The following is an 18243-nucleotide window of genomic DNA, read 5'->3' on the forward strand; positions in this document are numbered from 1 at the left end:
GTGTTTCCGCAGGTCAGGGCCGATTGTCAGTGGTGGCCTCTACGGTTTTTGCATGACGCGATCTTTGCAGGCCGTGACCTATCCCCGACCCTCCGTGCTGGAGTCGTCGGCGGACGGACGGCGCCTCGGCCTTGAGACCTCACGAGGTGCGACTCCTTCGGGTGTCACCGACCATCCGCGCTTCTTCGCGGGCTTCCTGACCTCACCTCAGGTGGCCTCGGCGGCGCTGCTGGCGGTGGCGGACGTGGCGGCCACGCGGTACTACCAGCGCCAACTGCCCTCCTCCCTCGACCCGGTGGTGACGGCGGGCGGCGACCGGCTGCGTTTCGAGTCCTTCTCCGGCTGCGGCGGGGTGTACGCGCGACTGGACGTCCTCGCCCCCGGACTCGACGGCGACGAGGTGGGGCACGGCACGACGAACGTCGACGTCAACAACCCGCTGCGCGAGGCCCTCTCCCGGATCGGCACGGACGATCCGCTCCATCTCCGGGTCGGCCCCGAGGAGTTGGCCGTCACCACGCTGGACGGCCCGGTCGTGGAGAAGAAGGTTCCCCTGCCGGACCGGTGGCTGCGCGGCTTCGCGGAGGCCCAGGTCATAGCGGCCGGCTTCGACCTGCGCGCCGAGCTGCCCGCGGCGGAGGCGGTCCGTTTCCTGCGCTCCCTCCCGAAGGGCGGCGCGCGCGGTACCACGAGCGGCGCTCGCGGTACCACGAGCGGCCCGCGCTGGGTCGTCCCGGCGGGCCGCGGCCTGCGCCCGACCACCCGCCCCGTACCGGGCGCGGTATGCCTCCCCGGACCGGAGCGCCTGATCGCACTCCAGCGGGTCCTGCGCCACGCGACGGCCCTGCGGATCTACGGCCCCTCCGTCGTCGGCGCCTCGGCGACGGCCGGTGCGTGGGAGGCCGTCCTGCCGGGCATGCGGCTCACCCTCACGCTGTCGCCGGACGCGTCGCGCGGGTTCTCCGGCGAGGGCGGGGTCCTGGACGCGCTCGCGGCCGACGAGGCGGGCGAGGACGCGGAGTTGATCTCCGTGCTGCTGGCCTGGGAGCCCCGCATCGACGTCGCCGACATGGCCGCCTCCTCGGGACTCACCCCCGAGCGGGTCCGCGCCGCGCTGACCCGGCTGGGCACTTCGGGGCGCGTCGGCTACGACACGGCGGAGGCGGCCTACTTCCACCGTGAACTGCCGTACGACGCGCGGCGCGTGGAGCGCCACAATCCACGGTTGCGCTCGGCCCACGCGCTGGTGGCCGCGGGGGCGGTGACCCTGGAGGGCGCGCTCGGGACGGTGACCGCAGAAGACGGTCATGTGCACCGGGTGCGGGACGAGGCGGGGGTGCTGAGTTGCAGCTGCGTGTGGTGGGCGAAGTACCGGGGCGGGCGCGGGCCGTGCAAGCACGCGCTGGCGGTGCGGATGGTGCGGCGGGGCGCCGCGACGGAGCAGGACACACAGCGGAACACGAAGCAGGACATGGTGCGGGTCGACGGGGGTGTGCGATGAGTTCGCTGATGGATGCGGTGCGGGCGGGCCGGACGGCCGAGGCGGTGGGCCTGCTGGACGGGTTGACGGACGCCGAACGGCGGGCGTTCCTGCCGGAGTTGAAGGAACTCCGCAAGGAGCTGCGCAAGGCACCGTGGGAGATGTCGGCCCGCCGCGCCTATCCGGCCCTGCACGCGGCCGGGGCCGCCTGTGAGACGGGCGCGGCGGCCGCTGCCACCTGGATCGCGGCCACCGACATGCGCTGGTCGCCGTCGTCCCCGGCGCTGCTGATCCACATCCTGGGCGACCGCGACACCGCCTGGCTCGCCGACGTGACGCACCGCCTCGCCGGACGCCCGGCCTCCACGGACGTGCCGTACGAGCTGATGGCAGGTCTGGTAAGGCTCTCCGGCTGTCCGGTGCCGACGACGGACGCCTATGTGCGGGGCTGGGTGGAGCACATCGGCAATCTGCGGCAGCTCGGGAACACCCTGCTGGACCGGTTGCGCAAGGATCCGTATCTCGCGGAGCTGGTGGACGCGGTCTTCGGGACGGAGGACATCGGCAGCCCGCTGGAGTGGACCTCGGCCGAGGGCCCGAACAGCTGGGTCGACGCGCTCGCCCAGCTCACCACCGAAGGCGTCCTGGACCGGAAGCGCACGGTGGACGCGTGTGTGGCCCGGCTGCTGCGGGGCGGTACGACCCTCGACAACCGGGTGTTCCTGCGCGTGCTGAAGGCCCTCGCCCTGACCCGCGAGGAGGAGCGGGAGCGGATCGCCGACTGGCTGGCGCTGGCCTCGGACGCGGTGTCGATGGTGGCCTCGCACGCCCAGTCGGTGCTCGGTTCCCTCGCGCTGGACGGTGAGTTGACGCCACGTCGGCTGGCGGAGATGTCGGACGCGGTGCTGTTCCGGCCCGAGAAGAAGCTCGTCCGGGCCCAACTCGCGCTGCTGGGGAAGGCATTGGCACGGGACGCGTCGGCCGCCGAAGAAGTACTGCCCGCCCTCGCCCAAGCCTTCGGGCACGAGGACGCGGACGTGCAGGAGCGGGCGCTGAAGCTGGTCGAGCGGCACCTCAAGAAGGTCGGCTCGCCCGAGGTGCGGGCCGAACTCGCAGCAGCGGCCGACCAGTTGATCCCCGCCCTGCGCACACGGGCGGTCGAGACGCTGGGCGCGACGCCCGCGACGGCGGCAGCGCTGGTGTACGAGGAGACGCTCCCGCCGGCACCGGAGGCGGCGCGTCTCGCACCGGCACCCGAGTCGGCGGTCGAACTCGCCGAGGAGGTGGGGGCGTTGATGGCGGCCGAGGGCGACGTGGCCGCGTTCGAGCGGGCGCTGGACGGACTCGTCCGCCATGCGTACCAGGACCGGGACGCCCTGCTGGAGGCGTTGGGGCCGGTGGTCGCGCGCCGCTGGTGGGCCGATGACGCCCCCGGGTTTCCCCAGCGTCCGGACGACCACTTCCGCAGGTCGCACCACAGCTTCGGCAGCGCGTCGTACGGGTTCGACCTCCTGCTGGCCACGCTGTTGGACAAGGTGCGCACCGGCACCCTCCACGACGGGATGCGGCACGGCGACAAGGGACGGGAGTGCGGGCACAGCGCACTGACCCGAGCCTTCGACGCCCGGATATGGGAGGTCGCGTACCGGCTCCGCGCGGAGCCGCTGCCGTTCCTGCTGTCGACGCCGAGCTGGAGCACAGGGCTGCTGGAGCCGGACGAGTTGGTGGACCGGCTGGACGTGTACCGGCGCCTGGGCGCGCGGGTCTCGGAGGCCGACTTCGCGCAGGCGCTGCTGCGGGTGCGCCGCGAGGACCGGGCGGCGGCAGCCGCTGCCGCCGAGCGGGCGGAGGCGCTCGGCACGGCGGAGGGCACCCGGCTCGCGCGCCGACTGATGTCCGACAGCCCCACCTTGCCGCTGAGCAGGCGCCGGACGGCCGGGGCGCGTGTCGTGGTGGAGCTGGGTGAACTCCTCGATCTCCAGGGGGACTTCCCGGCGGAGTTCCGCGCCCTGGGCAAGCCGGTGACCGCCTACGGCGACCATGGGTACTGCTACCACTGGAACCAGGACATGCAGCGGCACTGGCTCGCGATACTCCCCGAGTGTCGTGAACTTGTGGCGGCCCGGCTGCTGCGGGACGTGGCCGCCGCCGCGCTGGAGAACACCCGGGGCGCGGCCGCCGTACTCCCGCTGCTGGCCGAGTCGGAGGGGGTGGCCGGGCAGGCCACGCACCTGTGTCTGGCGTACGGGCTCGGTGCGCGGCACCCCGAGGACCGGCTCGCCGCCGTAGACGCGCTGCTGGTGCTCGCGGCGCGGGGGCAGTTGGACGGGGCCCTGCTGGGTGCGGATCTCGGGGAGCTGGTGCGGAGCGGGGCCGTGAAGCCGTCGCGGCTCGCCGAGTCGGTGCGGACGGGGGCCGCGACCGGGGCGAACACGAGCATCTGGGGGATCCTCCGGCACACCCTGGCCGCGCTGCTCGCCGACCTCGACGGTGATGCCAAGCCCGCCCACGCGCGAGGGCTCGGGGACCTCCTGGCCGTGGCCGCCGAGTGCGCGGAGCGGTCGGGGGCGCGGGGTGAACTGCCGTATCTGGCGCAGACGGCGGCCCGGAGCGGCTCGTCCCGGCTGGTCACACAGGCACGTCGGCTGCGCAGTGCGCTGGTGGAGGAGGTGGCCGTATGACGTAGGGCGACAGGGCTGACCTCCGGTGCGTCGCACTCACCAAAAGAACGGCAAAAGGTACAGAACCACGCTTTTACCGGTAGGTCACAGAGCGTTCGTGATCACGCAACACCCTTCCTTCACAGTGGGTGCATGAGTCGAGACATGTTTGACGTGACGCGCGCGAGGCACGGGCGTCCGGTGCACCACTGGCGGCGGGACCTGGTGGAGCTGGCCGCGCTGTTCACGGCGGTCGCGGTGGCGGACGTCGTGGCGGATCTGGTGGGCCACGGCCCCGACGGTCCGGCGCTGCTGGCGATCTCCGCGCTGGCCCTGGTCGCCACGGCGGGGTTCCACACGTGGTGGTCACGCCGCCACGGTCATGCGCCGCCGACGGGCGATACCGGCGCCCGGCCGACCGCGGAGCTGCGGCAGGCCGGGCCGACCGAGCGGGCCGAGCCGACCGGGGCCGGGCCCGAGACCACGTCCGCCTTCACGTCCGCCTCCGCGTCCGAGCAGTCGTCCGCGCCGACCGACCCCGTCGCCGAGGCGGCCGCGCTGTGGCGGATGCGGACGACGGTGCGGGACGCGCCGGGGTCGCTGGCGGTGTTGTGCACGGCGCTGGCCGGTCAGCGGGTCGACATCCTGAGCCTCCAGACGCATCCGCTGGCCGAGGGCACGGTGGACGAGTTCCTGCTGCGGGCACCGGCCGAGGTCGCGGCGTCCGAGATCACCCGGGCGGTGGCCTCGGCCGGCGGCTCGGGCACCTGGATCGAGCGGGCCGACGCCCACGACCTGGTGGACGCGCCGACCCGCGTCCTGGGCCTGGCCACGCGCACGGCCCTGGACGCGGCCGAACTGCCGCTCGCGCTACGGCAGTTGCTGGGTCGGTGCACCATCCGTTCGCTGCCCGCCAACGTTGTCGCCGACAAGGGGCGCGAGCCGGAGTCGGTGCCGGTGGAGGGGTCGTTGGAGGACACGGTCATGCGGCTGCGGGCGCCGGAAGGCGGAGTGATCACAGTGGAGCGGCCGTACCTGCCGTTCACGCCCACCGAGTTCGCCCGGGCGCGGGCGCTGGTCGAGCTGGACGCCCGGCTCGGTCCCCGCATCCCGCGCAGCCAGGACGTGCTGACACTGCCCGAGGGCAACGCGATCACCGTGCGGCGCGCGGACACGGGTGACCTGGACGCGGCACGGGAGATGCACGAGCGATGCTCTTCGCGGACGCTCGGTATGCGGTACCACGGGCCGGTCGGTGACGCCGACCGCTATCTCAACCACCTGCTCTCTCCGCGCTTCGGGCGGACGCTCGCGGTGCAGACGGCGTCGGGGCGGATCGTCGGGCTCGGGCACCTGTTGTGGGACGGGGACGAGACGGAGGTCGCGCTGCTGGTCGAGGACGACTGGCAGCGGCGGGGTATCGGGAGCGAGTTGCTGGGGCGGCTGGTGGGGATGGCCGTCGAGGCGGGGTGCGAGAGCGTGTACGCGGTGACGCAGGCGTCCAACACGGGGATGGTCGCGGCGATGCGGGGGCTTGGGTTGCCGCTTGACTATCAGATCGAGGAGGGGACGTTGGTGGTCACGGCTCGGCTGAGTACGGCCGTGGAAGTTGCGGAGGTTACGGAGTTCGGGAGGGCCGAAGCGCCGTAGTCCTTGCAGGTTGGATGGCCTCTGACGGTCCACTGTGGCTGGTCGCGCAGTTCCCCGCGCCCCTTGAGAGGGGCGCTAGCGCCCCATCCAGATCCGTCCAGAGGTCCTCCACGTCCTCCAGCCCTACCGACAGCCTCAGCAAGCTGTCGCTCACACCCGACCCCCTCCTGTCCTCCCCGGGCACCACTCGGTGGCTGATGGAGGCCGGGATCTGGATGAGGGTGTCGACGCTGCCGAGGCTGACGGCGGGGGTGATGAGGCGGACGGCGGCGATGACCTCGTGGGGGTCGCCGTGGACCTCGAAGGCGATCATCGCGCCGCCGATGCGCGGGTAGTGGACGCGGGCCACGCGCGGGTCGGCGGTGAGGCGGCGGGCGAGTTCGGCGGCGGTGGCGGACGCGGCCCGTACCCGGATCGGGAGGGTCGCGAGGCCGCGCAGCAGCAGATAGCCGGCCAGCGGGTGCAGCACGCCGCCCGTCGCGAACCGCACCTGGCGCAGCAGCCCGGCGAACTCCTCGTCGCAGGCCACCACCCCTCCCATCACATCGCCGTGCCCGCCCAGGTACTTGGTCGCGCTGTGCAGGACGATGCGCGCGCCGTGTTCGGCGGGGCGTTGCAGGACCGGGGTGGCGAAGGTGTTGTCCACGAGGAGCGGGACCGAGCCGCAGGCGTGGGCGACGGCGCGCAGGTCCAGTTCGGCCAGGGTCGGGTTGGCCGGGGACTCGACGACGACCAGGCCGGTGTCCGGACGCAGCGCGTCGGTGATTCCGGCCGGGTCGGTCCAGGTCACCTCGGAGCCGAGCAGCCCGGCGGTGAGCAGGTGGTCGCTGCTGCCGTACAGGGGTCGTACCGCCACCACGTGCCGCAGCCCCGACGCGGCCCGCGCCAGGAGGACGGCGGTCAGGGCCGCCATGCCGCTGGCGAACGCCACCGCGCTCCCGGTGCTTTCGAGGCGGGCGAGGGCGGTCTCGAAGCGGGAGACGGTCGGGTTGCCGACGCGGCCGTAGACGGGCGGGCCGTCCGGTTCGGCGCCGGTGGCGGCGAAGGCGTCGACGCGGGCGGCCTCGCCGCGGCTGTCGTACGACGGGTAGGTGGTCGACAGGTCGATCGGCGGGGCGTGCAGCCCCTGCCCTGCGAGGTCGTCACGGCCGGCGTGCACGGCTTCGGTGGCCAGGGCTCGGGGGGCCAGGGAGGCGTGCGGGTTCGTTGTGTCCATGGACATAAGGGTGAACATCACACGGGAAGCGTGGCTAAAAGTCCGTGTTACGTTCGGCCCATGACCGACTCTGTCGTACTGGATCCGGTGGACCTCCATCTGCTGCGGTTGCTGCAGAACGACGCCCGGGCGACCTATCGCGAACTCGCGGCGCAGGTGGGGGTCGCGCCGTCGACGTGTCTGGACCGGGTGGCGCGGCTGCGCCGGGCCGGGGTGATCCTCGGGCATCAACTGCGGGTGGACGCGGCCAAGTTGGGGCGTGGGCTGGAGGCGTTGCTGTCGGTGCAGGTGCGGCCGCATCGGCGGGAGCTGGTGGGGCCGTTCGTGGAGCGGATCCGGGCGTTGCCGGAGTCGCGGACCGTGTTCCATCTGACGGGTCCCGACGACTATGTCGTCCACGTGGCCGTGGCGGACATGGCTGACCTGCAACGGCTGGTCCTGGACGAGTTCACGTCCCAGCGCGAAGTGGCCCGGGTGGAGACCCGGTTGATCTTCCAGCAGTGGGACTGCGGGCCTTTGCTGCCGCTTGCCACGCCCACAGCTGAATCGGGGTGACGGGTCCGAGTTCCGCGTATGAGGATGGTCCTCATGTCGCAGACCAACACTCCGCTGCCCCGGCAGGTCGCCGACGCCTACGTCGACGATCTCATCGCCCTCAACCCGGTCATCGGTACGTATCTCGGCGTGAAGGAGAGTTCGAGCAGCCTGCCCGACCTCTCCCCCGCAGGTCAGGAACGACTCGCGGAGCTTCAGCGGGCGACCCTCGCGAAGCTCGACGAGGCCGAGCGCCGGCCCGGCGCGGACGGTGACAGCGAGCGCCGTTGTGCGCGCCTGCTGCGCGAGCGGCTGACCGCCGCACTCGGTGTGCACGACACCGAGGAGGGCCTGCGCGAGGTCGGCAACATGCACACGCCCGCGCACTCGGTGCGTGATGTGTTCACGGTGACGCCGGCCCAGACCGACGAGGACTGGGCGGCGATCGCCGAGCGGCTGCGCGCGGTGCCAGCCGCGCTGGCCGGCTACCGCGAATCCCTCCAACTGGGCCTGGACCGCAAACTGTTCGCGGGTCCGCGTCCGACCGCCACCTTCATCGGCCAGCTCACCGAGTGGTCGGACACGGACGGCCAGGGGCGCGGCTGGTACGAGGACTTCGCCTCGGCCGGACCCGAGTCCCTGCGCGCCGGACTGGACGAGGCCGCCCGCGCCGCGACCGCGGCCCTGGTGGAGCTGCGGGACTGGCTGCGCGACGTGTACGCGCCGGCCATCGAGGGCGCGCCGAACACGGTGGGCCGTGAGCGGTACGCGCGGTGGGCCCGCTACTACAACGGTACGGAGCTGGATCTCGACGAGGCGTACGCGTACGGCTGGTCCGAGTACCACCGGCTGCTCGCCGAGATGAGGCGGGAGGCCGAGAAGATCCTGCCCGGCGCCGGAACCCCGTGGGTGGCGCTGGCGCACCTCGACGAGCACGGCCGGCACATCGAGGGCGTCGAGGAGGTCCGCGAGTGGCTCCAGGGCGTGATGGACAAGGCGATCGAGGACCTGGACGGCACCCACTTCGAACTCGCCGAGCGGGTACGGCGGGTGGAGTCGCGCATCGCGCCCGCGGGCAGCTCGGCGGCGCCGTACTACACGCAGCCTTCGCAGGACTTCTCCCGTCCGGGCCGCACCTGGCTGCCGACGATGGGACAGACCCGGTTCCCGGTCTACGACCTCGTCTCGACCTGGTACCACGAGGGCGTCCCCGGCCATCACCTCCAGCTCGCCCAGTGGACGCACGTCGCCGACGAACTCTCCCGCTACCAGGCCTCCGTCGGCATGGTCAGCGCCAACGCCGAGGGCTGGGCGCTGTACGCGGAGCAACTGATGGACGAGCTGGGCTACTTGGAGGACGCCGAGCAGCGACTCGGCTTCCTCGACGGGCAGATGATGCGGGCCACCCGGATCATCGTCGACATCGGCATGCACCTGGAGATGGAGATTCCGGCGGACTCGCCGTTCCACCCCGGTGAGCGGTGGACGCCCGAGCTGGCCCAGGAGTTCTTCGGCGCGCACAGCAGCCGCCCGGCGGACTTCGTGGAGAGCGAACTGACCCGCTACCTCACGATCCCGGGCCAGGCCATCGGCTACAAACTCGGCCAGCGCGCCTGGCTGTTGGGCCGCGAGAACGCACGGCAGCGGCACGGCGACGACTTCGACCTGAAGGCCTGGCACATGGCCGCGCTGTCCCAGGGTTCGCTGGGCCTGGACGACCTGGTGGACGAGCTGTCACAGCTCTGACGCCCGGCAGGACATGTCGGCGGCCGGGCCCCGGAGTTCGGGCCCCGGCCGCCGAAGTCCCAGCCAGGGATGGCCAGTTCGGTCCCGGCCACAGACGTCAGTTCGGTCAGTTCGAGAGCCGCCGCAGCTGGACGAGCCCGAGCCAGGTCTCGGGCCCCGGCTGCGCCTGCCCCGCCCGGACGGCATAGCGCCCCGGCTCCAAGTCCACCTTCAGATGCTCGGTGCCCTCCGAGTCCCGCCCCGGCCACGCCGAGTCGAAGAGGACGACCGGGCCGGGTACGTCCCAGTGGACCTCGTTCCCCCAGGTCGCGTCGGCGAGTGCGGCGGGGATGACGGCCAGGATCTCGTCCTCGGAGTTCGCCGCACACCACCGTACGAACGTGCCGTGTTCCGGGAGGAAGGAGGTCGACGCCGGATCGTCACCCAGGACCAGCGCCGCGCTGTCCCCCACGGGCAGCAGGCCGGCGTATCCACCGACCTCGCAGGCCCGGTCGTAGTCCGAGGCCAGTTCGTCGCCGTCGGCTCCCGCCCAGAACGGCAACACCGTCTCCGGCACCGCTATGAGCGGCCCGCCGCCCGACTCCACCCACTGCACCGCCGTTCCCGGCTCCGCGTATCGCGCCATGGGCAGAACCTACACGCACAGCGATCCCACATGTTCACGGTTCAAGGTCCCGCGTGTCATCTCAACTCCCTTGCGGGCACGGCTGGTTCGCGGTCGAGGCCGCCTTTCAGCAGCCGCAGTCCCCCGCCTCCGCCGGTGCGGTCAGCGCATCGGCCGCGCGACGTTCACGGCCTTCCCACGTCTCGAACTCGAAGCCCTCACGCACCCAGTACTCGAATCCCCCGAGCATCTCCTTGACCTGGTAGCCGAGTTCGGCGAGGGCGAGGGCGGATCGGGTGGCGCCGTTGCAGCCCGGGCCCCAGCAGTACGTCACGACCGGCACGGACTTGTCGAGGAGGGCCTCGGCCTGTTCCGGGACGAGCGCGGTGGGGAGATGGAGGGCTCCGGGCAGGTGGCCCTGGTCCCAGGACTCGGTGGAGCGCGAGTCGACGACGACGAAGCCAGCGTGGCCGTCGCCCGCGAGCGCGGCGGCCACGTCGGACACGTCGGCGTGGAAGGCGAGGCTCGCCCGGAAGTGGGCGGCCGCTGCCGAGGGAGCGGCGGGGGCGACCCACAGAACAGGGTTGACGGCGGTACTGCTGCTCATGGTCCGGCCTTTCACCGAGGTGTCTCTACGGCCAGAAATCTACGGTCGCCGACCGGCTCGCTGAAGGGACGATCCCCGCCGTACCTCTTGATCGGCCGGGGATTCCCCTGCTATTCCTCGGGTATGACCGCTCATTCCACGTACGCCCCCGACGCCACCGACTGGCGCATCCTCGAGGTCCTCCAGCGGGAGGGGCGCGCCAGTTTCGCCGAGCTGGCCCGGGCCGTCTCCATGTCCGCGAGCGCGGTGACCGAGCGGGTGCGGCGGCTGGAGGAGGCCGGGGTGATCCAGGGGTACGCGGCGGTCGTGGACCCCGAGCGGCTGGGCCTGCCCATCCTGGCGTTCGTGCGGCTGCGCTATCCGAACGGCAACTACAAGCCCTTCCACGACCTGGTCGCGGTGACGCCGGAGATCCTGGAGGCGCATCACATCACGGGCGACGACTGCTTCATGATCAAGGTCGCGGCCCGTTCGATGCGCCACCTGGAGGAGGTCTCGGGGAAGATCGGCGCCCTGGGCTCGGTCACCACCAGCGTCGTCTACTCCTCACCGCTCCCCCGCCGCCCCCTGGGTCACTGACCCCGCCGGCCTCGACGACGTCACTGCCCCCGCTGCCGTACGGCCGACCCGTCCCGCCCCTTCACGACCTCCAGCTGCGCGTGGATCCGGCGCCGCAGATCGGCGACATGGCTGACGATGCCGACGCTGCGGTCCCGCTCGCGCAGGGAGTCGAGGACGTCGAGGACCTCGTCGAGAGTCTGCTCGTCGAGGCTGCCGAAGCCCTCGTCGATGAAGAGCGTGTCGAGCCGGACCCCGCCGGCCTCGTCGGTGACCACGTCCGCGAGCCCGAGCGCGAGGGCGAGCGACGCGAAGAACGTCTCGCCGCCGGACAGCGTCGCCGTGTCCCGCTCCCGCCCGGTCCACGCGTCGACGACATGCAACCCGAGTCCGCTACGGCCACGCCCGGCCCGGTCGTCGGAATGGACCAGCGTGTAGCGGCCGGACGACATGCGCTGCAACCGTACGGTCGCCGCCGCGGCCACCTGCTCCAGGCGGGCGGCGAGGACGTACGACTCCAGGCGCATCCGGCGTTCGTTGTCGGCCGAGGTGCCCGCGGTGAGGGCGGCGAGGCGGGCCACCCGGTCGTACTCCTCGCGCAGCGGGGCGAGTTGGCGTGCCCCGGCGGCCGATCGGGCGGAGAGCCGGTCGAGTTCGGTGCAGCGCCGGGCCGCCGCGTCGCGCGCCGAGGCCGCGTCCCGGGTCCGCCGGTCGGCCGCGGTCGCGGCACGCTCCGCCAAGTCCAGGTCGGCGGGCGCCTGTTGCGCGGCCGCCACCGTTTCGGCCTCCGCGAGGACGGCCCGTACGGCGGCCTCCTCCGACTGCCAGGCGTCCAGGCGCCGTTGGAGTTCGCGGTGGGCGGTGTCGTCGAGAAGGGCGGCGGCCGCGGCCTGCGGAGTGTCGAACCCGGCACGGAAGGCCGCGTCGGCGAGCCGGGCGTCGGCGTCCTTGAGGCGCTGCGCGGTGTCCTCGGCGGCACGGGCGGCGTCGGCCGCGTCGGTGAGCAGCGCGGCCTGCCGCTCCAGCTGGGCGGCACGCGCGGCCACACTCTCGGCAGCGCCCCGCGACTGCGCCAACTCCCCCTCCAGGGAGGTCCGTTCACGGTCCAGGGTGTCGCGCAGGGTGGTACGGGAGGCGGCCCGGACCGCGGCCTGCTGCTGGATCGCGGTCCGCCGCTCGCGCTCCTCCTCGGCCTGGCGCAGCTCCTCGGTCGCGGGGTGCAGCCAGGACGCGTCCCGGCGCGCCTGCTCGTACAGCCGCTCCAACTCCGCGACCTCGTCGGCGAGTTGACCGGTCGGGGTGTCACCGGCTTCGGCGGTGGCGGCGGCGAGGGCCTCCCGTACGACGCCCAGGCGGCGCTCGGCCTCGGTGCGCTGCTCCTCGGCGCGCTGGAGCGCGGTGAGCGCCTCTTCCTCCGCCGCGCGATCGACGTGTCCGGCGGATTTGCGGGCGGGTGCGGGGTGTTCGGTGGCTCCGCAGACGGCACAGGGTGCACCGTCGGCGAGGTGGGCGGCGAGTTCGGCGGCGATGCCGTTCAGCCGCTGTTCCTTGAGGTCGAGCCAGTGGGCGCGGGCCTTCAGGGCATGTTCGGACGACGCGAGCACCTGCCGCTGGGCGTCCTCCGTGTCACCGGCGAACTGGTCCCGCTGCCGGGCCGCCCCGAGCCGCCGCTCGGCGGGCTCGCGCCACACCCCTAGCTGCTCGGCCCGGGTGGTGGCCTCCTGTGCCGACTCGATCCGCGCCTGAAGTCCCGCACGGGTGGCGTCCCACTCGGCGAGCCAGGCCTCGGCCTCCTGCCGTACGTCCTCGTCGGCACTCTCCTGGCGGTCCAACTCGACGCGCTCCACGCCGAGTTCGGTGAGCCGCTGCTCGGCGCGGCGGGCCGACTCGAGTCCGCCCAGTTCCTCGGCGGCCCGGCGTGCGGCGGCGGCGAGTCCGGCCGCGCCGGCGCCCGCGAAGGTGTCCGGCAGCAGGTCACGCGCACGGGTCTCGGCCCGGGCGGCGTCCCGGTGCTCGGCGTCGGCGGCCTCCCGCAGCTCCAGCGCAGGCGCCACCGCCTCCGCCTTCCGGGCCCGCTCCATCCGCGCCTGCCCCTGGCGATAGCCGTCGGCCCGCTCCTCCATGAGCGTGGCCCGTTCCCGCGCCTGCGCGAACCGCTGTTGCAGGCGCGCCAGTTCACGGACGTCGGCCAGTTCACGGTCGGCGGCGACCTGGGCGGACTCTGCGGCGGTGAGGCGGCTGTGCGCGACGGTCAGTTGCTCGCGCGCGGTACTGCGGGCGACGGCCGCGGCGCCCAACACGGCGTCGGCGAGGCCGGGTTCGCCCGGGGCGAGCTCCGGCAGCTCCATGGCGTCACCGGCGGCCTGCTGCATGCGGTGCGCGTCGGCGAGCAACTCGGCGTCGCCCTCGCGGACTTGGGCCTCGGTGGCCCGGCGCCGCTCCGCGAGCCGCTTCTCGACCTCGGCGAAGCGGTGGGTGTCGAAGAGCCGGCCGAGCAGCTTGCCGCGGGCCTCGGCGTCGGACCGCAGGAAGCGTGCGAACTCGCCCTGGGGCAGCAGCACGACCTGGCAGAACTGTTCCCGGCTCATGCCCAGCAGCTGGGTGATCTCCTCGCCGATCTCCTGGTGGGAGCGGCTGAGGTCCTTCCAGGCGGCGGCCGCAGCGTCGTACTCGCGCAGCCAGCTCTGTGCCTTGTCCAGCGTGCTGCCGGTGCCGCGCTTCTTGGGACGGGCCCAGGGCGGCTGCCGGGTGAGCTCCAACCGCCGCCCGGCGACGGTCAGTTCGAGCCGCACCTCGGTGCGGGTGCCGGCCGCCGCGTGGTCGCTGCGCAGGGTGAGCCCCTGACCGGACTGACGGACGCCGGGTACCGAGCCGTACAGGGCGTAGCACACGGCGTCGAGGACGGAGGTCTTGCCGGCGCCGGTCGGCCCGTGGAGCAGGAACAGCCCGGCGGAGGACAGCTCGTCGAAGTCGACGGTCTGGGAATCGCCGAAGGGCCCGAAGGCGGTGATGTCGAGCCGGTGGAGCCTCATCGGCGACCACCCGCTTCTCCCGCTCGCCGAGCGAAGCCGCCGGCGCGCCGCACGTCCATCGCGCCGCACCACACGTCCACCGCACCCCACCGCACGCTCACGGCGTCACCTCCCGTACGACCGCGTCCGCGCGCACCGCGTCGAACGCCTCCTGGAGCACGGCCTGTTCGTCCTCGTCGGGACCTGCGCCGCGCACATGGGCGACGAAGTCATCGGCAATTTCACGGTCGTCGCGCCCCGCGAGGCGGCGGGCGTACGACACGTCGGGGTCGTCGGGGCCCCGCTCGGGGTCGAAGACGAGGCTGAGGGTGTGCGGGAAGCGGTCGGTGAGCCGGGCCATGGGGTCGTCCGGGCGTACCGGGTCGGTGAGTGTCGCCTCGACCCACGCCTCCTCGTGCCGCGCGAGGTCGGGGTCGTCGAGGAGATCCGCCAACGCGCCCCGGATACGGGCCAGTTCGCGCGGTACCGGGCAGTCGAGGCGCTCGGCGGTGACGGTGCCCTCGGCGTCCAGGTCGACGAGCCACATGCTCTTGCGGTGGTCGGCCTCGGAGAAGGAGTACGGCAGCGGGGAACCCGAGTAGCGGACGCGCCCGGTGATCGTCTGGGAGCCGTGCAGGTGCCCGAGTGCCGCGTAGTCGACACCGTCGAAGACACCGGCCGGTACCGCGGCGACTCCGCCGACGGTGATGTCCCGCTCGCTGTCGCTGACCTCGCCGCCGGTGACGAAGGCATGCGCGAGGACCACGGAACGGGTGCCGGGCGCGCGGCCCGCGAGGTCGGCACGGACGCGGTCCATGGCGGCGGCGAGGACCGCCTCGTGCCCGGCCTTCTCGACCCCGAACTCGGCCTTCACCAGGGCGGGTTCGAGATACGGCAGCCCATAGAAAGCGACATCCCCGAACGCGTCCGGAATCACCACGGGCGTCCCGCAGGCCGACGGCTCGGTGCGGAGGTGGATACCCGCGCGGTCGATCAGACCGGCGCCCACGCCGAGACGGCGGGCGGAGTCGTGGTTCCCGGAGATCATCACCGTGGGCACGCCCAGGTCGGCGAGCCGGTGCAGGGTGTCGTCGAACAGCTCGACCGCGGCCAGCGGCGGCACCGCCCGGTCGTACACGTCTCCCGACACGACCACCGCGTCCACGTCGCGCTCACGCACGGTGGTGACGAGGTGGCTCACGAAGTCGGCCTGGGCCCCGAGCATGTTCACGCGGTGGAACGCCCGGCCCAGGTGCCAGTCGGAAGTGTGCAGCAGTCTCATCGGTCCACCACGCTAGCGCCTGCGGGCCCCTGAACCACCATTGACCTCGGAGCTCCCATGCATTCGTGAGCTTATGGCAGGACATATGCCCCATACGCGGATCAGTGACCGCCGTCACAACGCTGGAGACGGCCGCGCGACCGAAGCGGCTTTGCGCCGACTGTGGAAAATCCCAACTCCCTTGTCGCACACATGTGCTGCGCTAATCTCACGTCACACGCACCACGCGAGAGACACAGGGTTCCCATGCCAGTCGAGTTCCGCGGTCGGTCCGAAACGATGGCCTATGCGGCGGCGGGGATGGAGCCGCCTCCCGTGGTGCCGCTGCGGAAGAGCGACCCGCGCCAGGCGGGGCCGTACCACTTGATGTCGGTGCTCGGCAGCGGCGGGATGGGCCGGGTCTATCTGGGCCGCGACACCACCGGCGCCACGGGCCCCGCCGCCGTGAAGGTGATCCGGCCCGAGTACGCGGAGGACCCGCTGTTCCGCAAGCGCTTCGAGCGCGAGGTCGGCGCGCTGGGCCGGATCCAAGGGGCGCACATCGTACGGCTGCTGGGCAGCGGCTGCGACGAGGACCTGGTGTGGGTCGCCACCGAGTACATACCCGGGCCCACCCTCGCGGAGCTGGTCGACGCGCGCGGACCGGTCGACGCGGCGGCGGCCTGGCGGCTGCTGGCCGACGTGGGGCGGGCGATCGAGGCGATCTGGCGCTCGGGGATCGTGCACCGCGACCTCAAGCCCTCGAACGTCATCCTGGGTGCCGACGGCGCCCGCGTCATCGACTTCGGTGTCGTCCAGGCCGGCGACAGCACCTCGATCACCGTCACCGGCCAGAACGTCGGCACCCCCGCCTACATGTCCCCGGAGCAGGTGCGCGGCCAGGAGGTCACCGCCGCCTCCGACGTCTTCTCGCTGGCCTCCACACTCACCTACGCCGTCGCCGGGGAGGCCCCGTTCGGCGAGGGCACGGGCGTCGACGTGCTGCACCGGGTGGCGTTCGACCCGCCCCGGGAGGATGTCCTCGACAAAGTCGCGGGCGTGGACGCGGAGTTGGCCGCGTTCATCCGCACCTGCCTGGACAAGGACCCCGAGCTGCGGCCGTTACCCGAGGCGGTGTTCAGAACGGCCATCGGGCATCAGCTGTCCGCACCGGCAGGCACCCCGCCACGGGTCGCCCCCCAGCGCAGGCCCTCCCCCGCCGGGCAACCCGCGGCCCACCCTTCGGCAGCACCATCGGACCCGCCCACCACGCCCCGGAAACACGCGAACACCCCCAGAAAACGCGGGACGTTGATCGCGGGCGCCGTCGCCGCGGCCGCCCTCCTCGTCGCCGGCAGCATCACCGCGACGCTGCTCCTGCTGCACCACGGCGACAGCGGGACGTCGGCCGGTCCCGGACCGGGGACGCCCCCGGCGCTCGCCGTACCGGAGAACTCGCCCTCAGGGCCGGGCAGTTCGCCGAGCACGGCCGCCTCCGCGTCGGCGACGAAGGGCGGGGCGTCGCAGAGCCCGACGAGCGTGCCGGCCACCCAGGATCCCGCGAGCCTCGACATCCGCGTCAGCTCCTGCGTCCACGAACTCACCTCGGGCTCCCACGGCGACTGCGTCAAGGCGCTCCAACTCCTGCTCGCCGGTTACGGGTTGCACGTCACGGTCGACGGCGATTTCGGGACGGCGACGGCCGACGCGCTGAAGGTCTTCCAGACCGAGGCGGGGACCACGGCCAGCGGGACGGTCGACGCGCAGACCGCGAAACTGCTGTACGGCACGGAACGCGGGCCGGTCCGCGCCGGTCCGGTGACGGTGACCGAGAGCGTCCGCGCGGTCGAGGTCGCCCGGTGCCTCGACGCCCACGTCACCGCCGTACAGGTGTGGGCGTGCAACGGCACGGCGCCGCAGAAGTGGGCGCTCTTCCGGGTGCCCGGGCACAACTCCCAGTACCTGGTGGTCAATCAGGGCAACCACTCCTGCCTGGACGCCGACGCCAGCACGGTCGGCCGGAACTTCTCGAAGATCCGGGTCAGGAGCTGCGACGGGCTGAGCGCGCAGCGGTGGCAGCTGGGCGGCGCCGGGACCCTGGTCAGCGCCCCGGACGGTTTCTGTCTGGACGCGGAGGCCTCGGAGTCGGGGAAGGACGGTCAGACCGTCCAGACCTTCGGCTGCGCGGGCAGCTCCAACCAGGTCTGGACATGGGCCTCCTGACCCACCGTCAGCCGCGGCTCTCTCCAACCCCTCACGCGTCCCCGTACGCCTCGCCGCCCAGTTCCAGCCCCGCCGTCCCCGCCGTCACATCCGCCAACCACCCCCGGAACGCGTCCACTTCGGCGTCCGGCAGCCCGATCTCGATCGTGACCTCCTCGCCGTAGCGGACGTCGCGTACCTCGCGGCCGGTGGCGCGCAGGTCGTTCTGGACCTTGCCCGCGCGCTGGTGGTCGACGGTCACCGTGGCGAGGCGGAAGCGGCGGCGGGTGATCGTGCCGAGGGTGTCGAGGGCCTCGCCGACCGAGCCGCCGTAGGCCCGGATGAGGCCGCCCGCGCCGAGTTTGACGCCGCCGTAGTAGCGGGTGACGACGGCGACGACGTACCGCATGTCGCGGCGGAGCAGCATCTGAAGCATGGGGACGCCTGCCGTGCCGCCGGGTTCGCCGTCGTCGCTCGCCTTCTGGATCGCGGCGTCGGCGCCGATGACGTAGGCGAAGCAGTTGTGGGAGGCGTCCGTGTGTTCCTTGCGGATACGGGCGATGACGTCCTGCGCCTCCTGTTCGGTGGCCGCCGGGGCGAGGGCGCACAGGAAGCGGGAGCGGTTGACCTCGGTCTCGTGCACGCCCGGGCGGGCCACTGTGCGGTACTCGTCCTGCATCCGGCCAGCCTATGCGCAGGGCCGGTGGTCGCCCC

General features: G+C 72.8%; 13 protein-coding genes. 7 read left to right on the forward strand and 6 right to left on the reverse strand.

Annotation, left to right across the window (positions count from 1 at the left end; all coding sequences use genetic code 11):
* The first annotated feature begins 52 nt into the window (after window positions 1-52).
* From R2B38_RS03830 to R2B38_RS03840, 3 genes are all read left to right on the forward strand, one after another.
* A complete protein-coding gene (locus R2B38_RS03830; RefSeq protein ID WP_318014950.1) occupies window positions 53-1501 on the forward strand; it encodes an SWIM zinc finger family protein in 1449 nt (482 codons plus the stop codon).
* Window positions 1498-4161 (forward strand): DUF6493 family protein, encoded by a 2664-nt coding sequence (locus tag R2B38_RS03835; RefSeq protein ID WP_318014951.1) that lies wholly within the window; start codon window positions 1498-1500, stop codon window positions 4159-4161. Before R2B38_RS03830 ends, R2B38_RS03835 begins: the two co-directional genes overlap by 4 nt.
* Before the next feature lie 180 nt (window positions 4162-4341).
* Entirely contained in the window at window positions 4342-5790 is a 1449-nt protein-coding gene (locus R2B38_RS03840; RefSeq protein ID WP_411978555.1) for a GNAT family N-acetyltransferase, read from the forward strand.
* Here the strand turns inward: R2B38_RS03840 and R2B38_RS03845 are convergent.
* On the reverse strand, window positions 5759-7024 hold the full coding sequence (locus R2B38_RS03845; RefSeq protein WP_411978556.1) for a trans-sulfuration enzyme family protein: 1266 nt from the start codon (window positions 7022-7024) through the stop codon (window positions 5759-5761). The genes R2B38_RS03840 and R2B38_RS03845 overlap by 32 nt on opposite strands.
* Before the next feature lie 42 nt (window positions 7025-7066).
* Between R2B38_RS03845 and R2B38_RS03850 the strand changes: the two genes are divergently transcribed.
* Window positions 7067-7561, forward strand: coding sequence for an Lrp/AsnC family transcriptional regulator (locus tag R2B38_RS03850; protein WP_318014954.1), 495 nt, complete (start codon window positions 7067-7069; stop codon window positions 7559-7561).
* Between the two features lie 33 nt (window positions 7562-7594).
* The gene (locus R2B38_RS03855) at window positions 7595-9286 is read left to right on the forward strand and encodes a DUF885 domain-containing protein (RefSeq protein WP_318014955.1); all 1692 of its coding nucleotides are present in this window, start codon (window positions 7595-7597) and stop codon (window positions 9284-9286) included.
* A 106-nt stretch (window positions 9287-9392) separates the two neighbouring features.
* Here the strand turns inward: R2B38_RS03855 and R2B38_RS03860 are convergent, their stop codons facing one another.
* Together R2B38_RS03860 and R2B38_RS03865 are read right to left on the reverse strand one after the other, a co-directional pair.
* Window positions 9393-9911: an immunity 21 family protein gene (locus tag R2B38_RS03860; protein ID WP_318014956.1), complete on the reverse strand. Its 519-nt coding sequence runs from the start codon at window positions 9909-9911 to the stop codon at window positions 9393-9395.
* 106 nt (window positions 9912-10017) lie between these two features.
* Window positions 10018-10497, reverse strand: a complete 480-nt coding sequence (locus R2B38_RS03865) for a rhodanese-like domain-containing protein (RefSeq protein WP_318014957.1) — start codon at window positions 10495-10497, stop codon at window positions 10018-10020.
* 123 nt (window positions 10498-10620) lie between these two features.
* On the opposite strand from R2B38_RS03865, the gene R2B38_RS03870 reads away from it, so the two are divergent.
* Window positions 10621-11076 (forward strand): Lrp/AsnC family transcriptional regulator, encoded by a 456-nt coding sequence (locus R2B38_RS03870; RefSeq protein WP_318014958.1) that lies wholly within the window; start codon window positions 10621-10623, stop codon window positions 11074-11076.
* A gap of 20 nt (window positions 11077-11096) precedes the next feature.
* Here the strand turns inward: R2B38_RS03870 and R2B38_RS03875 are convergent, their stop codons facing one another.
* Window positions 11097-14087, reverse strand: coding sequence for an SMC family ATPase (locus tag R2B38_RS03875; protein ID WP_318014959.1), 2991 nt, complete (start codon window positions 14085-14087; stop codon window positions 11097-11099).
* A gap of 97 nt (window positions 14088-14184) precedes the next feature.
* On the reverse strand, window positions 14185-15348 hold the full coding sequence (locus tag R2B38_RS03880; RefSeq protein WP_318014960.1) for an exonuclease SbcCD subunit D: 1164 nt from the start codon (window positions 15346-15348) through the stop codon (window positions 14185-14187).
* Between the two features lie 315 nt (window positions 15349-15663).
* Between R2B38_RS03880 and R2B38_RS03885 the strand changes: the two genes are divergently transcribed.
* Entirely contained in the window at window positions 15664-17550 is a 1887-nt protein-coding gene (locus R2B38_RS03885; protein ID WP_318014961.1) for a protein kinase domain-containing protein, read from the forward strand.
* A gap of 31 nt (window positions 17551-17581) precedes the next feature.
* Here the strand turns inward: R2B38_RS03885 and R2B38_RS03890 are convergent, their stop codons facing one another.
* Window positions 17582-18208 carry a YigZ family protein gene (locus R2B38_RS03890; RefSeq protein WP_033283459.1) on the reverse strand — a complete coding sequence of 209 codons (627 nt, stop codon included), beginning with the start codon at window positions 18206-18208 and terminating at the stop codon, window positions 17582-17584.
* Window positions 18209-18243: the final 35 nt, after the last annotated feature.

The sequence above is a fragment of the Streptomyces sp. N50 genome, assembly GCF_033335955.1.
In the GTDB taxonomy this organism is placed as follows: Bacteria; Actinomycetota; Actinomycetes; order Streptomycetales; family Streptomycetaceae; genus Streptomyces.

What these genes read in the sequence shown, in the direction of transcription:
- R2B38_RS03830 (WP_318014950.1), top strand. Translation starts at nt 53, where the DNA reads ATGACGCGATCTTTGCAGGCCGTGACCTATCCCCGACCCTCCGTGCTG.
- R2B38_RS03835 (WP_318014951.1), top strand. Translation starts at nt 1,498, where the DNA reads ATGAGTTCGCTGATGGATGCGGTGCGGGCGGGCCGGACGGCCGAGGCG.
- R2B38_RS03845 (WP_411978556.1), bottom strand. Translation starts at nt 7,024, where the DNA reads ATGTTCACCCTTATGTCCATGGACACAACGAACCCGCACGCCTCCCTG.
- R2B38_RS03850 (WP_318014954.1), top strand. Translation starts at nt 7,067, where the DNA reads ATGACCGACTCTGTCGTACTGGATCCGGTGGACCTCCATCTGCTGCGG.
- R2B38_RS03855 (WP_318014955.1), top strand. Translation starts at nt 7,595, where the DNA reads ATGTCGCAGACCAACACTCCGCTGCCCCGGCAGGTCGCCGACGCCTAC.
- R2B38_RS03860 (WP_318014956.1), bottom strand. Translation starts at nt 9,911, where the DNA reads ATGGCGCGATACGCGGAGCCGGGAACGGCGGTGCAGTGGGTGGAGTCG.
- R2B38_RS03865 (WP_318014957.1), bottom strand. Translation starts at nt 10,497, where the DNA reads ATGAGCAGCAGTACCGCCGTCAACCCTGTTCTGTGGGTCGCCCCCGCC.
- R2B38_RS03870 (WP_318014958.1), top strand. Translation starts at nt 10,621, where the DNA reads ATGACCGCTCATTCCACGTACGCCCCCGACGCCACCGACTGGCGCATC.
- R2B38_RS03875 (WP_318014959.1), bottom strand. Translation starts at nt 14,087, where the DNA reads ATGAGGCTCCACCGGCTCGACATCACCGCCTTCGGGCCCTTCGGCGAT.
- R2B38_RS03880 (WP_318014960.1), bottom strand. Translation starts at nt 15,348, where the DNA reads ATGAGACTGCTGCACACTTCCGACTGGCACCTGGGCCGGGCGTTCCAC.
- R2B38_RS03890 (WP_033283459.1), bottom strand. Translation starts at nt 18,208, where the DNA reads ATGCAGGACGAGTACCGCACAGTGGCCCGCCCGGGCGTGCACGAGACC.